At 47.1% G+C, this 17,682-nt stretch carries 19 protein-coding genes; 12 read left to right on the top strand and 7 right to left on the bottom strand.

Annotation, left to right across the window (positions count from 1 at the left end):
• The first annotated feature begins 20 nt into the window (after positions 1-20).
• Complete coding sequence (locus D3H65_RS18305) at positions 21-800, top strand: DUF4476 domain-containing protein (RefSeq protein WP_119051698.1); 780 nt, start codon at positions 21-23, stop codon at positions 798-800.
• Between the two features lie 203 nt (positions 801-1,003).
• Here the strand turns inward: D3H65_RS18305 and sucD are convergent, their stop codons facing one another.
• Positions 1,004-1,879, bottom strand: coding sequence for a succinate--CoA ligase subunit alpha (sucD, locus tag D3H65_RS18300; RefSeq protein ID WP_119051697.1), 876 nt, complete (start codon positions 1,877-1,879; stop codon positions 1,004-1,006).
• A 179-nt stretch (positions 1,880-2,058) separates the two neighbouring features.
• On the opposite strand from sucD, the gene D3H65_RS18295 reads away from it, so the two are divergent.
• Both D3H65_RS18295 and D3H65_RS18290 read left to right on the top strand, forming a co-directional pair.
• Positions 2,059-2,376 (top strand): winged helix-turn-helix transcriptional regulator, encoded by a 318-nt coding sequence (locus D3H65_RS18295; RefSeq protein ID WP_119051696.1) that lies wholly within the window; start codon positions 2,059-2,061, stop codon positions 2,374-2,376.
• Positions 2,377-2,443: 67 nt separating this feature from the next.
• Positions 2,444-3,328 carry a GNAT family N-acetyltransferase gene (locus D3H65_RS18290; RefSeq protein ID WP_119051695.1) on the top strand — a complete coding sequence of 295 codons (885 nt, stop codon included), beginning with the start codon at positions 2,444-2,446 and terminating at the stop codon, positions 3,326-3,328.
• Here D3H65_RS18290 and D3H65_RS18285 read toward each other — a convergent pair whose 3' ends face one another.
• From D3H65_RS18285 to D3H65_RS18275, 3 genes are all read right to left on the bottom strand, one after another.
• Positions 3,329-4,138 carry an ABC transporter ATP-binding protein gene (locus D3H65_RS18285; protein ID WP_119051694.1) on the bottom strand — a complete coding sequence of 270 codons (810 nt, stop codon included), beginning with the start codon at positions 4,136-4,138 and terminating at the stop codon, positions 3,329-3,331. It lies immediately after the preceding gene.
• A gap of 48 nt (positions 4,139-4,186) precedes the next feature.
• Positions 4,187-4,930, bottom strand: a complete 744-nt coding sequence (locus D3H65_RS18280) for an MlaE family ABC transporter permease (RefSeq protein ID WP_119051693.1) — start codon at positions 4,928-4,930, stop codon at positions 4,187-4,189.
• A 92-nt stretch (positions 4,931-5,022) separates the two neighbouring features.
• Positions 5,023-7,350, bottom strand: a complete 2,328-nt coding sequence (locus D3H65_RS18275) for an NADP-dependent malic enzyme (RefSeq protein ID WP_119051692.1) — start codon at positions 7,348-7,350, stop codon at positions 5,023-5,025.
• Between the two features lie 599 nt (positions 7,351-7,949).
• Here D3H65_RS18275 and D3H65_RS18270 point away from each other — a divergent pair.
• From D3H65_RS18270 to D3H65_RS18230, 9 genes are all read left to right on the top strand, one after another.
• Positions 7,950-8,783, top strand: a complete 834-nt coding sequence (locus tag D3H65_RS18270; RefSeq protein WP_119051691.1) for an ABC transporter ATP-binding protein — start codon at positions 7,950-7,952, stop codon at positions 8,781-8,783.
• Positions 8,784-8,792: 9 nt separating this feature from the next.
• Positions 8,793-9,650, top strand: a complete 858-nt coding sequence (locus tag D3H65_RS18265; RefSeq protein WP_119051690.1) for a hypothetical protein — start codon at positions 8,793-8,795, stop codon at positions 9,648-9,650.
• 19 nt (positions 9,651-9,669) lie between these two features.
• Positions 9,670-10,041 carry a GntR family transcriptional regulator gene (locus D3H65_RS18260; protein WP_119051689.1) on the top strand — a complete coding sequence of 124 codons (372 nt, stop codon included), beginning with the start codon at positions 9,670-9,672 and terminating at the stop codon, positions 10,039-10,041.
• Between the two features lie 18 nt (positions 10,042-10,059).
• Positions 10,060-10,782: a hypothetical protein gene (locus D3H65_RS18255; RefSeq protein WP_119051688.1), complete on the top strand. Its 723-nt coding sequence runs from the start codon at positions 10,060-10,062 to the stop codon at positions 10,780-10,782.
• Position 10,783: 1 nt separating this feature from the next.
• Positions 10,784-11,695 carry an ABC transporter ATP-binding protein gene (locus D3H65_RS18250; protein ID WP_119051687.1) on the top strand — a complete coding sequence of 304 codons (912 nt, stop codon included), beginning with the start codon at positions 10,784-10,786 and terminating at the stop codon, positions 11,693-11,695.
• Positions 11,696-11,697: 2 nt separating this feature from the next.
• Entirely contained in the window at positions 11,698-12,462 is a 765-nt protein-coding gene (locus D3H65_RS18245) for an ABC transporter permease (protein ID WP_119051686.1), read from the top strand.
• A gap of 87 nt (positions 12,463-12,549) precedes the next feature.
• A complete protein-coding gene (locus D3H65_RS18240; RefSeq protein ID WP_119051685.1) occupies positions 12,550-12,768 on the top strand; it encodes a hypothetical protein in 219 nt (72 codons plus the stop codon).
• Positions 12,769-12,937: 169 nt separating this feature from the next.
• Entirely contained in the window at positions 12,938-13,366 is a 429-nt protein-coding gene (locus tag D3H65_RS18235) for a hypothetical protein (RefSeq protein ID WP_119051684.1), read from the top strand.
• 78 nt (positions 13,367-13,444) lie between these two features.
• A complete protein-coding gene (locus D3H65_RS18230) occupies positions 13,445-13,870 on the top strand; it encodes a hypothetical protein (RefSeq protein ID WP_119051683.1) in 426 nt (141 codons plus the stop codon).
• Positions 13,871-14,064: 194 nt separating this feature from the next.
• On the opposite strand, the gene D3H65_RS18225 is transcribed toward D3H65_RS18230, so the two are convergent.
• The 3 genes from D3H65_RS18225 to D3H65_RS18215 all read right to left on the bottom strand — a co-directional run bounded on the left by D3H65_RS18225 (position 14,065) and on the right by D3H65_RS18215 (position 17,609).
• Entirely contained in the window at positions 14,065-15,888 is a 1,824-nt protein-coding gene (locus D3H65_RS18225; RefSeq protein ID WP_119051682.1) for a CocE/NonD family hydrolase, read from the bottom strand.
• Positions 15,889-15,900: 12 nt separating this feature from the next.
• Positions 15,901-17,091 (bottom strand): M20 metallopeptidase family protein, encoded by a 1,191-nt coding sequence (locus D3H65_RS18220; RefSeq protein ID WP_119051681.1) that lies wholly within the window; start codon positions 17,089-17,091, stop codon positions 15,901-15,903.
• Positions 17,092-17,177: 86 nt separating this feature from the next.
• Positions 17,178-17,609, bottom strand: a complete 432-nt coding sequence (locus D3H65_RS18215; protein ID WP_119051680.1) for an SPOR domain-containing protein — start codon at positions 17,607-17,609, stop codon at positions 17,178-17,180.
• Between the last annotated feature and the right edge of the window lie 73 nt (positions 17,610-17,682).

Genomic DNA, 17,682 nt, shown 5'->3' with positions numbered 1-17,682 from the left:
ACAACCAACAGGAGGTCTATATGAAAAAGATTTTTACCCTTGCTTTACTGGTGATTACCTATACCACTTTTGCTCATCCCAATGATGGAAAAGTGAGTGTTACCAATCTTAGCAGCAACCGCATCATAGTGGAAGTAGATGGGAAACAGGTCAGCAACCGTGCTAATGATGGTGACGACTTTTTGCTCATCCCGGCTGTATCGGCAGGTTTTCACGCCATCAAAGTGTATGCTGCTCCTATCAAAAGCTCAGTCAGTTATGGCATCAAAAAGCAAACCCTCATCTTTCAGAAAAACATGAATGTAAGGCCTCAATATCATATTGATATTGTGATCAACCGGTTTGGAAGGGTATTGTTTGATGAGTTGTCCATGAAAGATCCCAACTATGTGAATACGGACAACTATGATCAGAATAATGATCGTGACAGGTATCCCGGCCGCAATCCTGATCGTCCTGATCGCAACCCGGGCCGCGACCCCTACCCTGATAATGATAACAGGTATGGTCGTCCTATGAGCGATCAGTCCTTTGCAGCCCTCAAGGCCACCCTTACCAATGAGCGTTTCGACAACTCAAGGGTTACCATTGCCAAGCAGGTGATCGACCAGAATTATTTTACCGCCGACCAGGTAAAGCAATTGTTGCAGATGTATTCTTTCGACAACTATAAGCTCGACCTGGCCAAATATGCCTACAAGAATACCGTGAATAAACAGGATTATTTCATACTGTATGAAGTATTCTCATTCAGCAGCAGTAAGGATGACCTGGCCAATTTTATCCGGCAGTTCAAATAACTAAAGTTTCTACGTGTTTAAAGTGATGGATTAAATCGATGGCCCCGGCACTGTCCGGGGCTTTTGATATTACGGGGTATAGCAAAAGTAGAGCAATATATCAGAAAGGCAATGACAAGGAGTGAGCCACAAGTGCCAAAAGCAAAATGGTGGGTCACCTTTGCAAGGTGGCTCACCATTTTACTTATTGTAAGAAAGTTAATTTACTTCTTGATGATCCTGGCCATAGTAGCGCCAATATCTGCCGGGCTTGATACTACATTGATCCCGCACTCTTCCATGATGGCCATTTTTGCGGCAGCTGTATCTTCTGCACCGCCTACGATGGCGCCGGCGTGGCCCATGCGGCGTCCGGGAGGAGCGGTTTGACCGGCGATGAAACCTACTACCGGTTTTTTCACCTTTTGCTCTTTGTACCAGCGGGCGGCTTCTGCTTCCATGCCACCACCAATTTCTCCGATCATCACGATACCTTCAGTTTCTGGATCGTTCATGAACATTTCCAGGGCTTCTTTGGTAGTAGTACCAATGATGGGATCGCCACCGATACCTACTGCGGTAGAAACACCTAAGCCGGCCTTGGCAACCTGGTCAGAAGCTTCATAGGTAAGCGTTCCGGATTTGGAAACGATACCGATCTTGCCTTTTTTGAATACAAAACCGGGCATGATGCCTACTTTGCATTCGCCGGCAGTGATCACACCGGGACAGTTGGGACCGATCAGTCTTGTGCCGGTACTCTGCAGGAACAGTTTAGCTTTTACCATGTCCTGTACAGGAATACCTTCAGTAATACAAACCACGAGGCCAATACCAGCTTCAGCGGCTTCCATAATAGCGTCGGCTGCAAAAGCGGGAGGTACAAATATGATCGATACATTAGCGCCTGTAGTATGTACAGCTTCAGCTACTGTATTGAAAACAGGGCGATCCAGGTGGGTAGTGCCGCCTTTATTGGGCGTAACGCCGCCTACCACATTCGTTCCGTATTCGATCATTTGCGTAGCATGAAAAGTGCCTTCCGTACCGGTAAAGCCTTGCACCAGTATCTTTGATTGTTTGTTAACTAATATGCTCATAGTCGTGATTTATAAATTCAGGAGGGGCAAAAGTAAGGCATAAAGTGCATATGTAGGGAGGTAAAATCCCAGGCCCTGAATCGTAAATCCTACGCGCTTAAATACAGGCCCAAAGCCCTTTAACGGGGTGAAAGAGAGCCTGATAGGTCCGATATTAAGAATAATTTAATACCAGTGTTATGGCTGCCATTTATAGTCCTATTGATACTTTTTTACAGGTGATCAAGGGCAAGTACAAAGTGAAGATATTGATCTATTTGTCCGATAAGAACCGTCGCTACAGCGAGATCAGGCGAAAGTTTCCTCTAATGAGCGAGCGTATCCTGATCAAGCAATTGAAAGAGCTGGAAGGGGAGGGCATCATTGCCAAGGCGGTTACAGGCCACAAGCCGCCCCTGAAAGTACAGTATTCCATCACCCCTTATGGTGCTACGGTGTGTCCCATTATCAAACAAATGTGGTTCTGGGGCGAACAGCATGAAAACCAGCTTCGCTAAACCATCACCATTTGTTCGTTATTGCCCATCTTTTCCGCCGCCGGTAACTTTGCATCAAAAGGAAATTATGCTTACAGCAGTAGATCAGCAGTTGAAGATCGTGCCTTATGAGCCCGCACACCGGGAAGCATTCCGCCAGTTGAACCAGGCATGGATCACCCGGTATTTCCGCCTGGAAGAGGCTGATAACCGGGCGCTCAATGATCCGGAAGGATACATCCTTAACAAGGGAGGATTTATTTTCATGGCCCTTTGGGAAGGCGCTGTAGTGGGTGCCTGTGCGCTGATCAAGGTAAACCAGCGGGTATTTGAACTGGCCAAGATGGCGGTATCGGAAACGGTACAGGGTAAAGGCATTGGTTACGCACTGGGCAAAGCCTGTATCGATAAGGCCAAAGAACTTGGTATCAAGAAAGTAGAATTGTTGTCCAATACCCGTCTCCAGCCTGCCATACACCTCTATAAGAAACTGGGCTTTATTGAAGTGCCATTACCGCCCACAGAATATGAACGGGCTGATATTAAAATGGAGATCCACCTGCAGGACCTGATGAAGGCGGTGATGATCATTGCCAGCGATCTGCCGGCCGGGCTGGCCATTAATACAGCCGCTGTGCTGGGTGCATCATTGGGTAATAAACTGCCTTATATGATAGCAGAAGACCTGCAAAATGCTTCCGGCGGCAGGCATGCAGGGCTTACCTGGATTCCCCTGCCTATGTTGAAAGCTACCAGGGAGGATATAAAACGAATTTGTGGAGAAGCAAAACAGCAAGGTGGGCTGCTCGTTATTGATCTATCCGAAGTTGCACAAACAGCGCGTAGTTATGAGACCTACAAAGCTTCGCTGGAAGGATTGGAAGAAGCGGAGATCAATTACAGTGGCATAGCAGTATATGGTGATAAAACAACGATCAACAGGCTGACCCGCAAGCTGGAATTATATAAGTGATCATTTGATCATTTCATCCATATTCCTGTCATTATCGATCTTGCCGGTTTGTTCCAGCATACGCATGTCTTTGGCGTCCTTTAAGAATTCAGAAGCGAAGATGAATTCATTGAGCAATTCATTTTTACTGAAGATGATCTCTTTATTATTGCCTTCCCACTCTTTCTGCCCCTGGTGCATGTAAATGATGTGATCACCAATTTCCATTACGCTGTTCATATCGTGCGTATTGACAATGGTGGTAATCTCATATTCCACGGTGATCTCTTTGATCAGCTTATCGATGACCAGGGATGTTTGGGGATCAAGGCCCGAGTTGGGTTCATCGCAAAACAGGTATTTGGGATTGAGCACGATGGCGCGGGCAATACCCACCCGTTTTTTCATACCACCACTCAGCTCTGCCGGGAATTTCTTGTTGACATCTTTCAGCTTCACACGGTCCAGCACTTCATTTACCCGCTTCAGCTTGGTGGCATAGTTGTCTTTGGTGAACATGTCGAGCGGGAACATAATGTTCTGTTCCACCGTCTGGCTATCAAATAAAGCAGAACCCTGAAACAGCATACCGATCTGCTTGCGGATATCCTTGCGCTGCTCATCATCCATGGTGAGGAAGTTGATACCATTGTACAGGATCTCGCCTTCATCGGGTTCAAAAAGGCCTACCAGGCATTTCATGAATACCGTTTTGCCACTGCCGCTGGCGCCAATGATCAGGTTGCACTTACCGGCTTCCATTTTCACATTGACGCCTTTAAGCACCTGCTTTTCTCCAAAGCCCTTCTTGATATCTTTTACTTCTATCATATGCTAAAGATGAAACTGCCGGTTGCCCGGCAGTTCACCTGTTTACCTTTAATTGCTTAACAATAATTGCGACAATATATAATCAGCAAATAGTATAGAGATACAACTAACGACTACCGATTTGGTACTGGCCCTGCCGATCTCCAGCGCGCCGCCATTCACATGGTAGCCATAAAAAGCAGAGATGCTGGAAATGATGAATGCAAAAACATAGGCTTTTATCAACGCAAAGAACACATTGTACGGTACAAAAGCATTTAAGAGTCCAGTATCGAATTCCTGGGGAGAAAGAATGCCCGACAGGGTGCCTGCCAGCCTGCCGCCCCAGATGCCCAGTCCGCCTGCAATAATGATCAGCATGGGGATGGTAAGCAATGCGGCCACTATCTTGGGCAATACCAGGTAGGTCTTGGTATTGATACCCATGATCTCCAGTGCATCTATTTGTTCGCTCACGCGCATATTGCCCAGCTCACTGGCTATTTTACTGCCTATTACACCGGCCAGTACAATACAGACCAGGGTAGGAGCAAACTCCAGGATGATGGTATCACGCACGATCTGTGCAATGGTGCTCCTGGGGATAATGGGGCTTACCAACTGGTAAGCTGTTTGCAGCGTTGATACCGCCCCGATGAAGAAGGAGATCAACACTACGATACCCAGGGAGCCAATACCTATCTCACCGCATTGGTGCATGAATTCCTTCCAATACATCTTGCCGTTCTCCGGCTTGGAGAACATGCCTTTAATCATCAACAGGTAGCGGCCAAATTCGGTAAATAGTGTCATAGATTCTTACTACAATAATAAGCCAACTAACTGAGTATTGACCACTTCGCCTCGTTAAATGTGTAAGAATGCCCTTATGAGGGCGTCCTTGTTTATTTTTTTGCCTTCTTCCACCAATGAGGTTTTTGGCTGGCCTCACCCGCATTGCCCTTACATTTCAGTTGTGCATCGATCACCGTGATCAATGCCATATTGTAAATGCTCCTTACTGAGCTGCCCAGCTGCAGGATATGCACCGGTTTCTTCAATCCCAGCAGGATGGGGCCAATGGCTTCTGCACCCCCTACTTCTTTCAGTAAATTGTATGCCACGTTGCCGGCTGCCAGGTTGGGGAAAATGAGGGTATTCACTTCCTGATCGATCAGTTCACTGAAAGGATAGCTTTCTTTCATGATCTCCTGGTTAAAGGCAATACTGGCCTGCATTTCACCATCTACAATTAAACCAGGGTCTTTCTGCTTTACTATATCACGCGCTTTTGATACCAGCTTGGCTTCGGGTGAGTCACTGCTGCCAAAGTTGGAATAGCTGAGCATAGCAATGCGGGGCACCAGGTTGAAATTCCTTACTTCCTGGGCTGCCATCAGGGTAATATCAGCCAGCTCTTCCGCTGTGGGGTTGAAGTTGACCGTGGTATCGGCCATAAAGATGGGGCCGCGTTTGGTAAGCAACAGGTACATACCGGCAATCTTCTTTACGCCAGGCTCCGTCCCGATCACCTGCAGGGCCGGACGAATGGTTTCAGGATAATTACGGGTAAGGCCCGAGATCATCCCTTCGGCATCGCCGGTTTCCACCATCATGGTGCCAAAATAGTTGCGGTCCTTCATCATCTTGGTAGCCTCATACCGGTTTACACCGCGGCGTTTTCTTTTTTCAAAGAACAGGTCGCCATAGATCTTCCTGCGCTCCTCATAATCGTCACTGCGTGGATCAATAATGGGCATATCATCCAGGTCGATCTTCATAGCATTGGCAATGGCACGTATCTTTTTCTCATCACCCAGCAGTATGGGATAGGCAATGCCTTCCTCAAATGCGATCTGGGCAGCTTTCAGGATCTTCTGGTTATCTGCTTCGGCAAAGACAATACGTTTTGGATCGCGGCGGGCTTTATTGCCCAGGATACGCATTACCTGGTTGTCCTGACCAAGGCGTTTTTCCAGTTCAATAGCATAGGCTTCCCAATTGTCGATCTTTATCTGTGCTACACCGCTTTCGATAGCAGCTTTGGCCACGGCAGGTGCTACGGTAGATAAGAGACGAGGGTCAACCGGTTTGGGAATAATATATTCGGGGCCAAATGCCAGGTTGTTCTGGTTATAGGCCAGGTTTACAATATCGGGTACAGGTGTGCGTGCCAGTTCGGCCAGCGCTTTTACAGCAGCCAGCTTCATGGCTTCGTTGATCTGTGTGGCACGTACGTCGAGCGCGCCGCGGAAAATGAAGGGAAATCCCAGTACATTGTTTACCTGGTTGGGATAATCACTGCGGCCCGTGGCCATGATGATATCCTTGCGGGCGGAGGTAGCTGCTTCGTAAGTGATCTCCGGATCGGGATTGGCCATGGCAAATACAATGGGATTTTTGGCCATTGACTTCACCATTTCGGCACTGAGTACATTTCCTTTACTGAGACCTATAAATACATCGGCATCTACCAGGGCTTCCGTGAGGGAGAGATTTTTACCGGTACTCAGGAATTCTTTCTTCATATCATCCAGGTCCGTACGGCTTTCATGAATAAGCCCCTTGCTGTCAAACATCCGGATGTTCTCTTTCTTAGCACCCAGCGCTATGTACAGTTTGGTACAGGCCATGGCCGAAGCGCCGGCTCCGTTCACTACAAACTTTGCCTTCTCTATTTTTTTCTTTTGGATCTCCACAGCGTTGAGCAGGGCGGCCGCGCTGATGATGGCGGTGCCATGCTGGTCGTCGTGCATCACCGGTATCTTCATCTGCTCCTTCAGCTTTTGCTCAATGTAAAAGCATTCAGGCGCCTTGATATCTTCCAGGTTGATACCTCCGAAAGTGGGCTCCAGCGCTTTCACGATCTGTACAAACTTTTCGGGGTCTTTCTCATTGATCTCAATATCAAATACGTCGATATCGGCAAATATTTTGAAGAGTACGCCCTTGCCTTCCATCACGGGTTTGCCGGCCTCGGGACCAATATCTCCCAGGCCCAGTACAGCGGTGCCATTGCTGATCACGCCTACCAGGTTGCCTTTGGCGGTGTATTTATAAACTGCTTCCGGGTTGGCTTCAATTTCTCTGCAAGGTTCGGCTACTCCGGGCGAGTAGGCAAGAGAGAGGTCTCTTTGGGTTTTGGTCTCTTTGGTGGGGATTACTTCTATTTTACCGGGTCTTCCTTTGGCATGGTACTCCAGCGCCTGTTCTCTAATAAATTCTTTTTTCATACTTATATTTTAATCAGAGGGCTGGGAAGGGTGGTTTGGGATATTTGGTTGATTGGCCTTCCCGCCATAAAAACAGGCGTGCAATTTAAGGTAATTATAATAGACAGGTGTTAATCTGCCAGTTAGGTAAAGACAAGGCTAATATTGGTAAGCCCACTGGGTGGGTTTCTCCGGTCTTGAGCGCCCCTTATTCAACTCTTGTTTTGGGGTAAGTAGTAATTAATTTAATCTTAAGTCATAGCTAAGCCGTAGATAAGCCGTCTCTTAAAAGGACAGCTTATCTACGGCTTATATACAGGTTATATACGGCTTATCTACGGTTTATCCGTATACCAGAACCGGATATGGTACGAATCAAAAGACAATAAGGGAAGATCTTACGATGGCGGGGCCATACAGCTGGATAGGGTACAAGGCAGGTTCCTGTGTATTAAGATCTTACCTGGATAAAAATGAGTTAGTAGTCTTAATCGATTGATTGTAAATGCATAACACTGCAAATGGATAAACGGTAAGAGAAAATTCTAAAAAAGATTTGGAAGTTGGAGCAGTATTGGTATGTTTGTGTACTATTTAAGTAGTACACTAAAACACCAAACATGGTCAATATTCAACAATTGCACTTTGGCTACCGTAAGAAAAAGGTATTTACGGGATTGAGCCTGCAGTTACAACCCGGCCATATTTACGGCTTACTGGGCAAGAATGGCACAGGCAAGTCGACCCTGCTGCGCAATATTGCGGGCCTTTTGTTTCCCGACCAGGGCAGTATTGATGTAATGGGCTTTGAGCCGGGCAAGCGCCAGCCGGCCTTTTTGCAGGAAGTATTTATGGTACCCGAAGAGTTTTACCTGCCCAATATTCCCCTGCAGCAACTGGTGAATAACCTATCGCCCTTTTATCCCCGTTTCAATCAGCAACAGTTTGGCAAATATATCCTGGAGTTTGAGATCCCGGTCGATACCAAACTCGAGAGTATGAGTTATGGGCAGAAAAAGAAAGTACTCATCAGTTTTGGCCTTGCCTGCAATACTTCCGTGTTGTTGATGGACGAGCCAACCAATGGATTGGATATCATGAGTAAAAGCCAGTTTCGCAAGGTTATGGCCGGTGCTATCGATGAAAACAAATGTGTGATCATCAGTACCCACCAGGTAAAGGACCTGGAAAACCTGATAGACCGGATCACCATTATCGATGAGGGTGCGATCCTGTTTGACCAGACCATCGAAGATATCTCCCGCAAGTTGTCGTTCCGTATTTCATTCGACCAGGAGGAAGTAAGACATGCTTTGTACAGTGAAAGTTCCCTGCGTGGCAATGCGATCATTACCCCCAATATGGATGGTGAAGAGAGCAGGATAGATCTTGAACTGCTGTACAAGGCCATTGTTACTAACCGTCAACCCATTCAATCCGCTTTTAATTCTTAAACAACTATCATGAACCAGGTTTTTGATCTTCAACGCTGGGGGCTGCTGGTGCGTAAGCACTGGGGCGACAACCGGAATAAATATACGCTTTCGCTGGCAGCCATCGGCTCATTACTGTTGCTGTGGTATGGCTTCCTGATGCTGGTAGATGGAAGTGGAGCTATGAACCGTGAAGGCCAGATCATCACCTACTATGTAGGTCTTTTCCTTACCGGCTCACTCTTTGCCAGTATGCTCTTCAGCGATCTTGGCAATAAATCCAAAGCACTTAATTTTTTGGCCGTACCTGCTTCCCATCTGGAAAAGGTGCTGGTGATGATGCTTTATTGTATAGTGATCTTTTTTGTTTGCTACACCGTTATTTTCTATATCGTCGATTTTATTATGGTGCATGTGCATAATGCCATTCAACAGGCCAGGTGGGAAAAGGACCATTCGGAGGGTAGCACATTTAAGCCGGCAATCTTAGCAAATGTTTTTGGCAGATTTCAGCCACATGAAAACACTAATCCGTTCAATGCGTTAATGCTTACTTTGTTAATATTCTTTTCTGTACAGGGGGCTTATGCATTGGGCTCCATTTATTTCCCCAATTATAGTTTTATTAAGACCACCATTGCCCTATTGCTGATAATCCTGTTCTTTATCTTCCTGGTGGGGCAGATATTGTCAAACATATTACCAGAGGGCGGTTTTAGAGGCAATTTTACTGAGTTCAATTTACCAGGACCAGGTAATACATGGGGGCAACAGGTTATTATGCTGCCTTCCTGGACCGGCGATGTGTTTTTCGGTTACTTCAAGTATTTGTTGGCGCCTGTATTCTGGTTGGTCACTTACTTCAGGTTAAAGGAAAAAGAGATTTAACCAACGTAAACAAATTATTATGCAATTCAGAGAATCGCAAGCTATATACTTACAGATCGCAGACTATGTGTGCGAGAAGATACTGCTGCAGGAATGGAAGCCTGAAGAAAGGGTGCCTTCGGTTCGTGAGCTGGCAGTACAGCTGGAAGTAAACCCCAATACCGTGATGCGCACGTTCGAATTCCTGCAACAACAGGAGATCATTTACAACCAGCGGGGCATTGGTTATTTCGTATCACCGGGCGCCTTGAAGCAGGCCATAGCCTACCGCAAACTGGAGTTTACGGAAAAAGACCTGCCACAGCTTTTCCGTAATATGTACCTGCTGGGTATGACGCCGGAAGACCTGAAGCCCTGGTATGAAAAATATAAACAACAACATTTCGCTTAACCCGCATAACTCAGTAACATGAGAACGAGTAATAAAATATTAACTGGACTATTTCTTGTCACGATCCTTGTTTTTTGCAGCCTGTTTACGCTGGTACGGGTTAAATATGCCAATGGGAATACGGTAAAAAGAGACCCGGTCAATGACTGGAGTGATGTGCACAGGCTACAGGGAACTATTAAAAGCATTTCTATCAGCGAGTTGAATAATATCATGATCATTCCTTCCGATTCGGCCAGACTGGAGATCTGGAAGGGCGGTGAAGAAGAAGTAAAGTGGCGATTAGAGAATGGTGTATTGTATGTGGAAGCAGATACTTCCCGGAAAGATCGCAACAGCAAAACTCAGATGGCTTATGGTCATATTGAACTTTTTATTCCCAATGTAGACAGTATCCATGCTGTAAACAGCCATATAGTAGTTAAAAACATAGCCGACCCTGGCGCTTTGAAACCTGTTTATAATTTTCAACTGTCCGAAACAGACCTGGCCTTTGAAAATGGCCAGCGGGATGCAGATGCCACCTTCTATGATGCCATCAGGGTAAATGCCGGCCAGGGCTCTCTCTTGCGGTTTGATGGCTTTATACACGTAAACACATTAGAAGCAAACCTGCAGAATTCGAGGCTGGAAGAAGGTGAGGCCTTCTTTGGTAAGCTCAGCATACAAACGGATAGCGTTTCCACATTTTCATTAAAAGGCCATAACCTGCGCAAAGCAACCATTACTTCAACAGAATAACATGAGTAATTATATTATTGAGACCCAGCGACTGGACTTTTTGTTCCGGTCCGGGCAACCCATCCTTCAACAGTTAAGTTTACAGGTCCCTAAAGGAAGCATCTATGGTTTTCTGGGACCCAATGGGGCCGGTAAAACAACCACCCTGCGGCTGATACTGGGCCTGCTCAGGAAGCAGGAAGGTAGTATCACCCTGTTTGGAAAAGAACTGGCCCAACAGCGGATCGAGATCCTGCGCAGATTGGGGTCATTGATAGAGCAGCCGTCATTGTACCTGCACCTTACAGGCAGGCAGAACCTGGAAATGTTCCGTCTTTCTTACCAATGCCCGAAGAAAAGGATCGATGAAGTGCTGGAGATGGTAAGGCTTACGGATGCGGCCAATAAGAAGGCCAAAGCCTATTCATTGGGTATGAAGCAGCGACTGTCGATCGCTATTGCGCTGTTGCATGATCCGGAACTGTTGATATTGGATGAGCCTACCAATGGACTGGACCCCAGCGGGATCATTGAGACGCGTGAACTGATCAAAATGCTGAACCGGGAACAAGGCAAGACCATCCTTGTATCGAGCCATATGCTGGCTGAGGTAGAAAAGATGGCCACGCATGTAGGGATTATCAATAAAGGAAAACTGTTGTTCCAGGGGCCTTTGCAGGATCTGCAGCGATTGAAATCAAAGCAGTCGGCCATCGAAATAGAAGTGAACGATACGGCAAAAGCGCAAAAGGTATTGAACGGCCATTTTCCGGTGAAGGAAGTGAATGGCACCAAACTGCTGGTACATTTTGAGAGCAGGGAAAAAGTGGCGTTGTTGAACAGAACGCTCATAGAGCAGGGGGTGGAAGTATATCACCTGGGGCTTACGCAAAATGACCTGGAAAACTTATTTATTCAAATCACATCCGAATAATCATGGCCTCTTTTATTATCAATACGAAAGTGGAATTGTGGAAATGCCGTAAAACGGCTGCCTATTGGCTCACCTTGTTGGCCAGTGCCTTTGTATCCATTGTTTCCTTCCTGATGCTGGTATCTAAACCGGAACATTTTGCGCAAAAGTTGAAGACAGATGCATGGCGTAGTTATATGAATATGAGCTGGCAGCCCGCTGCTGCTTTCTTTTTGCCCATGTATGTAATACTGGTGACCAGCCTGGTAGTGCAAATTGAATACCGTAACAATACCTGGAAGCAGGTGTACGCCTCACCACGCAGTTATGCAGATGTCTTCTTTTCCAAATTCCTGGTTATTCACCTGCTGATTTTGGCCTCCCTTTTATTGTTTAATTGCTTTATGATCCTAACGGGATATACTGCCAATATAGTGGTGAGCGGCTATACTTTTTTCGATACGGCCATTCCCTGGAAGGATATGTTGATCATAACGGGCAAGATGTATGCTTCGATCCTGGCTGTGACGGCTATTCAATACTGGCTAAGTCTGCGCCTGAGGAATTACATCGCTCCGGTAGGTATCGGGCTGGCCTTGCTGATCACTGCACTCATGATCATTGAGTGGGAAAAGATCCATATTTATCCCTATGCCTATACGGCGCTTACCTATTTCAGAAACCTGAATAAAGGGGATCAGACACACCAATATTATTCTTATGTATGGTTTGTGGGCGTGCTGTTGCTGGCCTTCTGGGATACGGTGAAGCGGAAGGAGAGGGGGTGAAAATTATCAGGGTGAGCCGCCCTTTAAGGGCGACCCACCCTTGTGGCCCTTCGACAGGCTGACAGCTTAATCATTAAAAGGTTTGTTATGAGATTCCTGGTTCTAATTGTTGTATTGCTGGTGACTTCCTTTTTTGTGCCACGCGGTGCGAAGGAGGAACAGGCAGCAGCCGGACCGGTCCACTATGAATATTCTGCAGGGCAGATGGAGACAGCGGGTGCAGTGGAAAGAGAAAGGGACGATGATTATGATGGGATCATTGAGTCGTCGGGTATGCTAAACAGGTTGGAACTGCTTAATTTTTGACCTGCCATAAGGCCTGTTTGTCATGCCGTTGGCCGGGTTGGTGGAAAGAATTCCCTGGATTCTGGAATATGCTGTAACCTACATCCTGAAATGATTGTCTCAGCACACAAATTGATATACAACCCGGATGCCGGGGCACCCTTGATACACTAAAACTAAAAGTATAGCCATGAAAAAAATGCTCCTTTCACTTGCCATTCTTCTGCTGGCTGCCACAGCCGGTATCGCTCAATGCGATAAGAAAGTTACGTACACTTCCGACAAACAGGAAATGATCAGCCCGGAGGGCGAGGTAGTCAACAATAAGACGGATGCGCTGGTCATTGATTTTACCAAAGAGAGTATCACCATTAATGTAAATGAGCGGATGAGCGCCATGACGGCCACGATCAAGAGCACTACCTGCGAATGGAAAGAGATCTACAAAGAAGGTAAAGCGGTCTATAAAGTGGAGTTTCAAAAACCGGATAGCGGAGAAACCTCAGAAGGCAGTATGACGATAGAAGCCAAAGAGGGTAAACTTCAGATAATAGTGGAAATGGCCCGCCTGGATGGAAAGAAGATAAGGGTGCTGGTCAATAAATACGAAGAAAAGTAGACCTGGCGTATTGTCGCATGAGTAAGGTAATCACATTGCCTGGTACGGTCGCCAGGTTCATCTTAAAGCATATACAGCATGAAAAAAGAAATTGTAGATCACATCGGTTGCCTGCTGTTTGGCAGCCAGGTTCAGCATGGAATGAGGGAGCCCCTGCACCTGCATAGTGAAAAGCAGTTCAGGGTAGGGCCTGGCGGCAAGCTGGAAAGTACCGCTTCGGTGCTTACGGATATCTGGGTAGACCAGGAGACCATTTACCTGCATTATTTATTGCCCGATGGGCAGGAAGTGCGTTTTGCCAATAAGGTGAAGCAGGTCGATTGCACCATGAACAGTGATTATACGGTACGCAGTATTGTGTATGAAACCGAGCCGGTGCAAACGGGGCAGGAGCGGCAGCGCTTATTGTTTACCCTGCAGTGTGAAGAAGATAGCGTGAAATTTTATGAAGCCAATGAAGGAGAGGCAGGGCTTGCCAATAAGGTGATGTTTGAAATTTGTTAAGCCGATAAACGATTTATTTCTATACGCAGTTGACTTTTGTTAACACGGGGGAGGTCTTTACCTGCCCCTTTTTTTATGCTTTGTGCGGCCTGGGGGTGCGTCCTCTACGGGCCACCCGTTTAAGGTGAGTCGCTCTGCCGCCCGGCGTATGCAGCGCTGCAGAGCGACCCACCTTGGTGCCTGTCAAAAGACCATTACTTCATCACTGATAGTTCAATGTGTGAAGGGAACTGTGCCGAGCGGTAAATGGAATGGGTAGCCGCCTGAAAATCTGTTTCTTTGGCCTCAAAAATATTAGGCACATATTTTTGTGGGTTGCGGTCGATGATGGGAAACCAGCTGCTTTGTACCTGCACCATGATGCGGTGCCCTTTCTTGAATACATGGTTGATGGTGTGCAGGTCGATATTATAGGTCTCGACTTTGTTGGGGACGATGGGTTCCGGGTGCTCAAAGCTTTTGCGGTAACGGCCACGGAATACATCGTTGGACACCATGAACTGATAGCCTCCCATTTTACGATCCTGGGGATATTCAGCAGGATATACATCAATCAATTTCACCACCCAGTCTACATCGCTGCCAGTAGTAGCAGCAAACAATCTGGCCCATAACTGACCAGTGATGGCCATGTCTTCCTGTAATACATCCGTTTGCCAGCTCAATACATCGGGACGATTGTGCACAAAGCGCTGGTCTTCGGTAAGCCAGGTGCGCCAGCGTGAACCGGGGCCATAGGTTTGCTCTATTGGTCTTGAGCGATAAGGTACGGGATGGGCGGGATCAGACACATAGCTGTCAAATGCTTTCGGGGCCGATGGCTTGTCGAAAGAAAGCTGTCCGTTGGGATGGAAATAGAGGTTTTGTTTCACAGCTTCTGCCGGTGGCCAACTGGTATAGTTCTTCCACACATTGGAGCCGGTCTGGAATGTGATAGCTTCTGCAAAATTGCCATCTCCTTTTCCTTTGAGGTGGTAAGCAAACCAGCGGGCCTGGATGTCTTTGCGGAAGGTAGGGCCGGTCTCTTTGTCGAAGTTGATATTGCCGAGGGTATTGCCGGGGCCGCCTGCCCAGCCTCCGTGATTCCAGGGGCCAGCTACAATATAGTTCTTGTGACTTCTGTCTTTTTTCTCCAGTACTTCATAGGCTTTTTGCGGACCATAAAAATCTTCCTGGTCCCACCAGCCGGCCACATGCATGGTGTACACGCGCGGCGAATCGAGCCGGTAAGCCAATGATTGTTTTTGCCAGAAAGCATCATAATGGGGATGGCTGGCAAAATCATTCCAGGTGGGAATATGGTTATGGAAATACTTTTTGTTGACATTAGCCAGGGAGCCCAATTGCAGGTACCAGTCGTAGAGGTCATGCATGCCGAATGCGAACAGGCTGTCGGTTTTGGCAGCTTCTTCCATGAAGGCATATTCAAAGCCATAGCTGAGCCGGAAGGCTCCATTGTGATGGAAGTCGTCACCCAGCCACATATCGGAAGGGGTGGCTTGTTCTGATACAGCTATGAGGGCAGGATGGGGGTCAATAGCCCCCTGCATGGTTGTCCATCCATCATAGGAAATACCATACATGCCAGCTTTGCCATTGTTGTTGGGTATGTTCTTTAGCAGCCATTCGAAGGTGTCGTAGGTGTCGGTGCTTTCATCAATGGCTTTGGGATCTTTCTTATTGCGGCTGAAGCGCTGCATTTCAAACTTACCTTCGCTTTTGTAGCGGCCACGGATGTCCTGGTATACAAAGATGTAACCGTCATCGGCCAGGTCTTTCACATAAGCGCCTTTATCCGGGGCCCCGGCGCCGCTTACACCATACGGAGTACGCCTGAGCAGGAAGGGATATTTCTCTGTAGCTGCTTTGGGTGTAAAGATCACGGTATTGAGCTTCACCCCATCGCGCATAGGGATCATTAGTTCCTGGCGGTCATATTTGCTATCTGCAGGATTTTGCGCCTGTGTGATGATGGCGCCTAGCAATAGCAGGAAGATCGTGGCAGTTAGTTTTGACATATGATAGGTTGATTATTCCATACTTGCACTGGCACCCAACCAGGCCATCATGCCCATACCTGTTTCAATAGCACTTTCGTCAATGTTGAAGGTAGGGGTATGTACGCCGGAAGTGATGCCTTTGGCTTCATTCATTACGCCCAATCTGTAAAAGCAACCAGGGATCAGTTGGGTATAGTAGCCAAAGTCTTCTGCACCCATCCGCATTTCGGTGGTCTCTACGTGTTCTGCACCCATATAATCCTCGGCCAGCTTACGGGCGGTAGCATTCAGGGCCTCATGGTTGTAGACGGTAGGGTAACCCACGTCGATGTGCAGGTCTATTTCACCACCCATAGCATGTACCAGTCCCACGGCGTTGCTACGGATCAGTTCATGGGCTTTAAAGCGCCATGCCTCATCCAGGGCACGGAAAGTGCCCATCAGCTTTACTTCACTGGGTATCACATTGGTAGTATGACCGCCTTGTATGGAGCAAATAGACAGTACTGAAGGGGAAAGGGGATTCCTGTTGCGGCTGATGATCTGCTGCAGGCTCACAATAAGGTGAGAGGCGATCAGGATGGTATCAACGGTTAAATGGGGCGCTGCTGCGTGCCCACCCTTGCCTTTGATGGTGATATAGATCTCATCGGCGCTGGCCATTACCTGTCCGCCGCGGAAACTAAGTTGGCCCACGGCCAGCTGGGGGTGTACATGCAATCCGAAAATGGCTTCCGGCGCAGGATTGGTCAATACGCCTTCTTTGATGAGGATACTGGCCCCGCCGGGGTTGCGTTCTTCACCAGGCTGGAAGATGAGTTTTACAGTTCCCTCCCATTCATCCCTTAATTCCTGCAATATTTTAGCGGCGCCCAACAGGCAGGTGGTATGTACATCATGGCCGCAGGCATGCATGACACCCTCGCGGGTAGACTTATAGGGAACATTGTTCTCTTCCAATATGGGGAGGGCATCAATATCTGCACGCAGGGCAATGATCCTTTTATCAGGATTTCTGCCTTTGATCAATCCTACTACACCAGTAGTGGCCATTACCTGGTATGGGATACCAAATTCCTGTAGTTTTTGCTGTATGAACTGAGAGGTTTCAACTTCCTGGTAACTAAGCTCAGGATGGGCATGTAAATGATGCCGTATATCTATAAAACCCGGCGCATAAGAATTAGCCAGGCTTTGTATTTTTTCTTTCAGGCTACTCATGCCTCAAAAATAGCCTAATAGTCCGAAAGTCAGAAAAGTCTGGAAGTCCGGAAGAAGGTGCACAAAAATCTTTCCGACTTACGGACTTACGGTTTTTCGGACGCCGATGGATCGGGATTCACTTCAATGGTATCTCTTACCACATATACACCGGTAGGGAACAGGCGCTGGATATTGGGCAGGTAATCATCTGCGTCTTTGCGTTCTTTGAAGTTACCGGCTTTCAATTTGTAGAAGGGGGCCTGGTACATGAGGTATACGGTGAGGTCGGGAAACTGCTGGTATAATTTTGATTTGGCGCTAAGGGCTTTATTGCGATCATTGGTATTGACGACCAGGATGCGGAAACCTGGCACAAAACGCCGGGCATTGCGGGTGGTGATCTCATTGATCTCTACCTGCTTTTTTACGAGCATGTCAATGCGTGCATCTTTGTGAACGATCACTGAGCTGGTATCGGTTTGTCCGAATGATTGAATGCAGATCAATAAGGACAATATCGCAATAAGGTTCTTCATAAATAAGTCAGGTTATGTTCTCAAGGGCAATAATCAGTAATTATTAATTAATAATTACTGATTATTGCGAAGT

Source organism: Paraflavitalea soli, assembly GCF_003555545.1.
In the GTDB taxonomy this organism is placed as follows: domain Bacteria; phylum Bacteroidota; class Bacteroidia; order Chitinophagales; family Chitinophagaceae; genus Paraflavitalea; species Paraflavitalea soli.
Note: the sequence above shows the minus strand (reverse complement) of the source record. Positions and strands in the feature narration are given on the sequence as shown.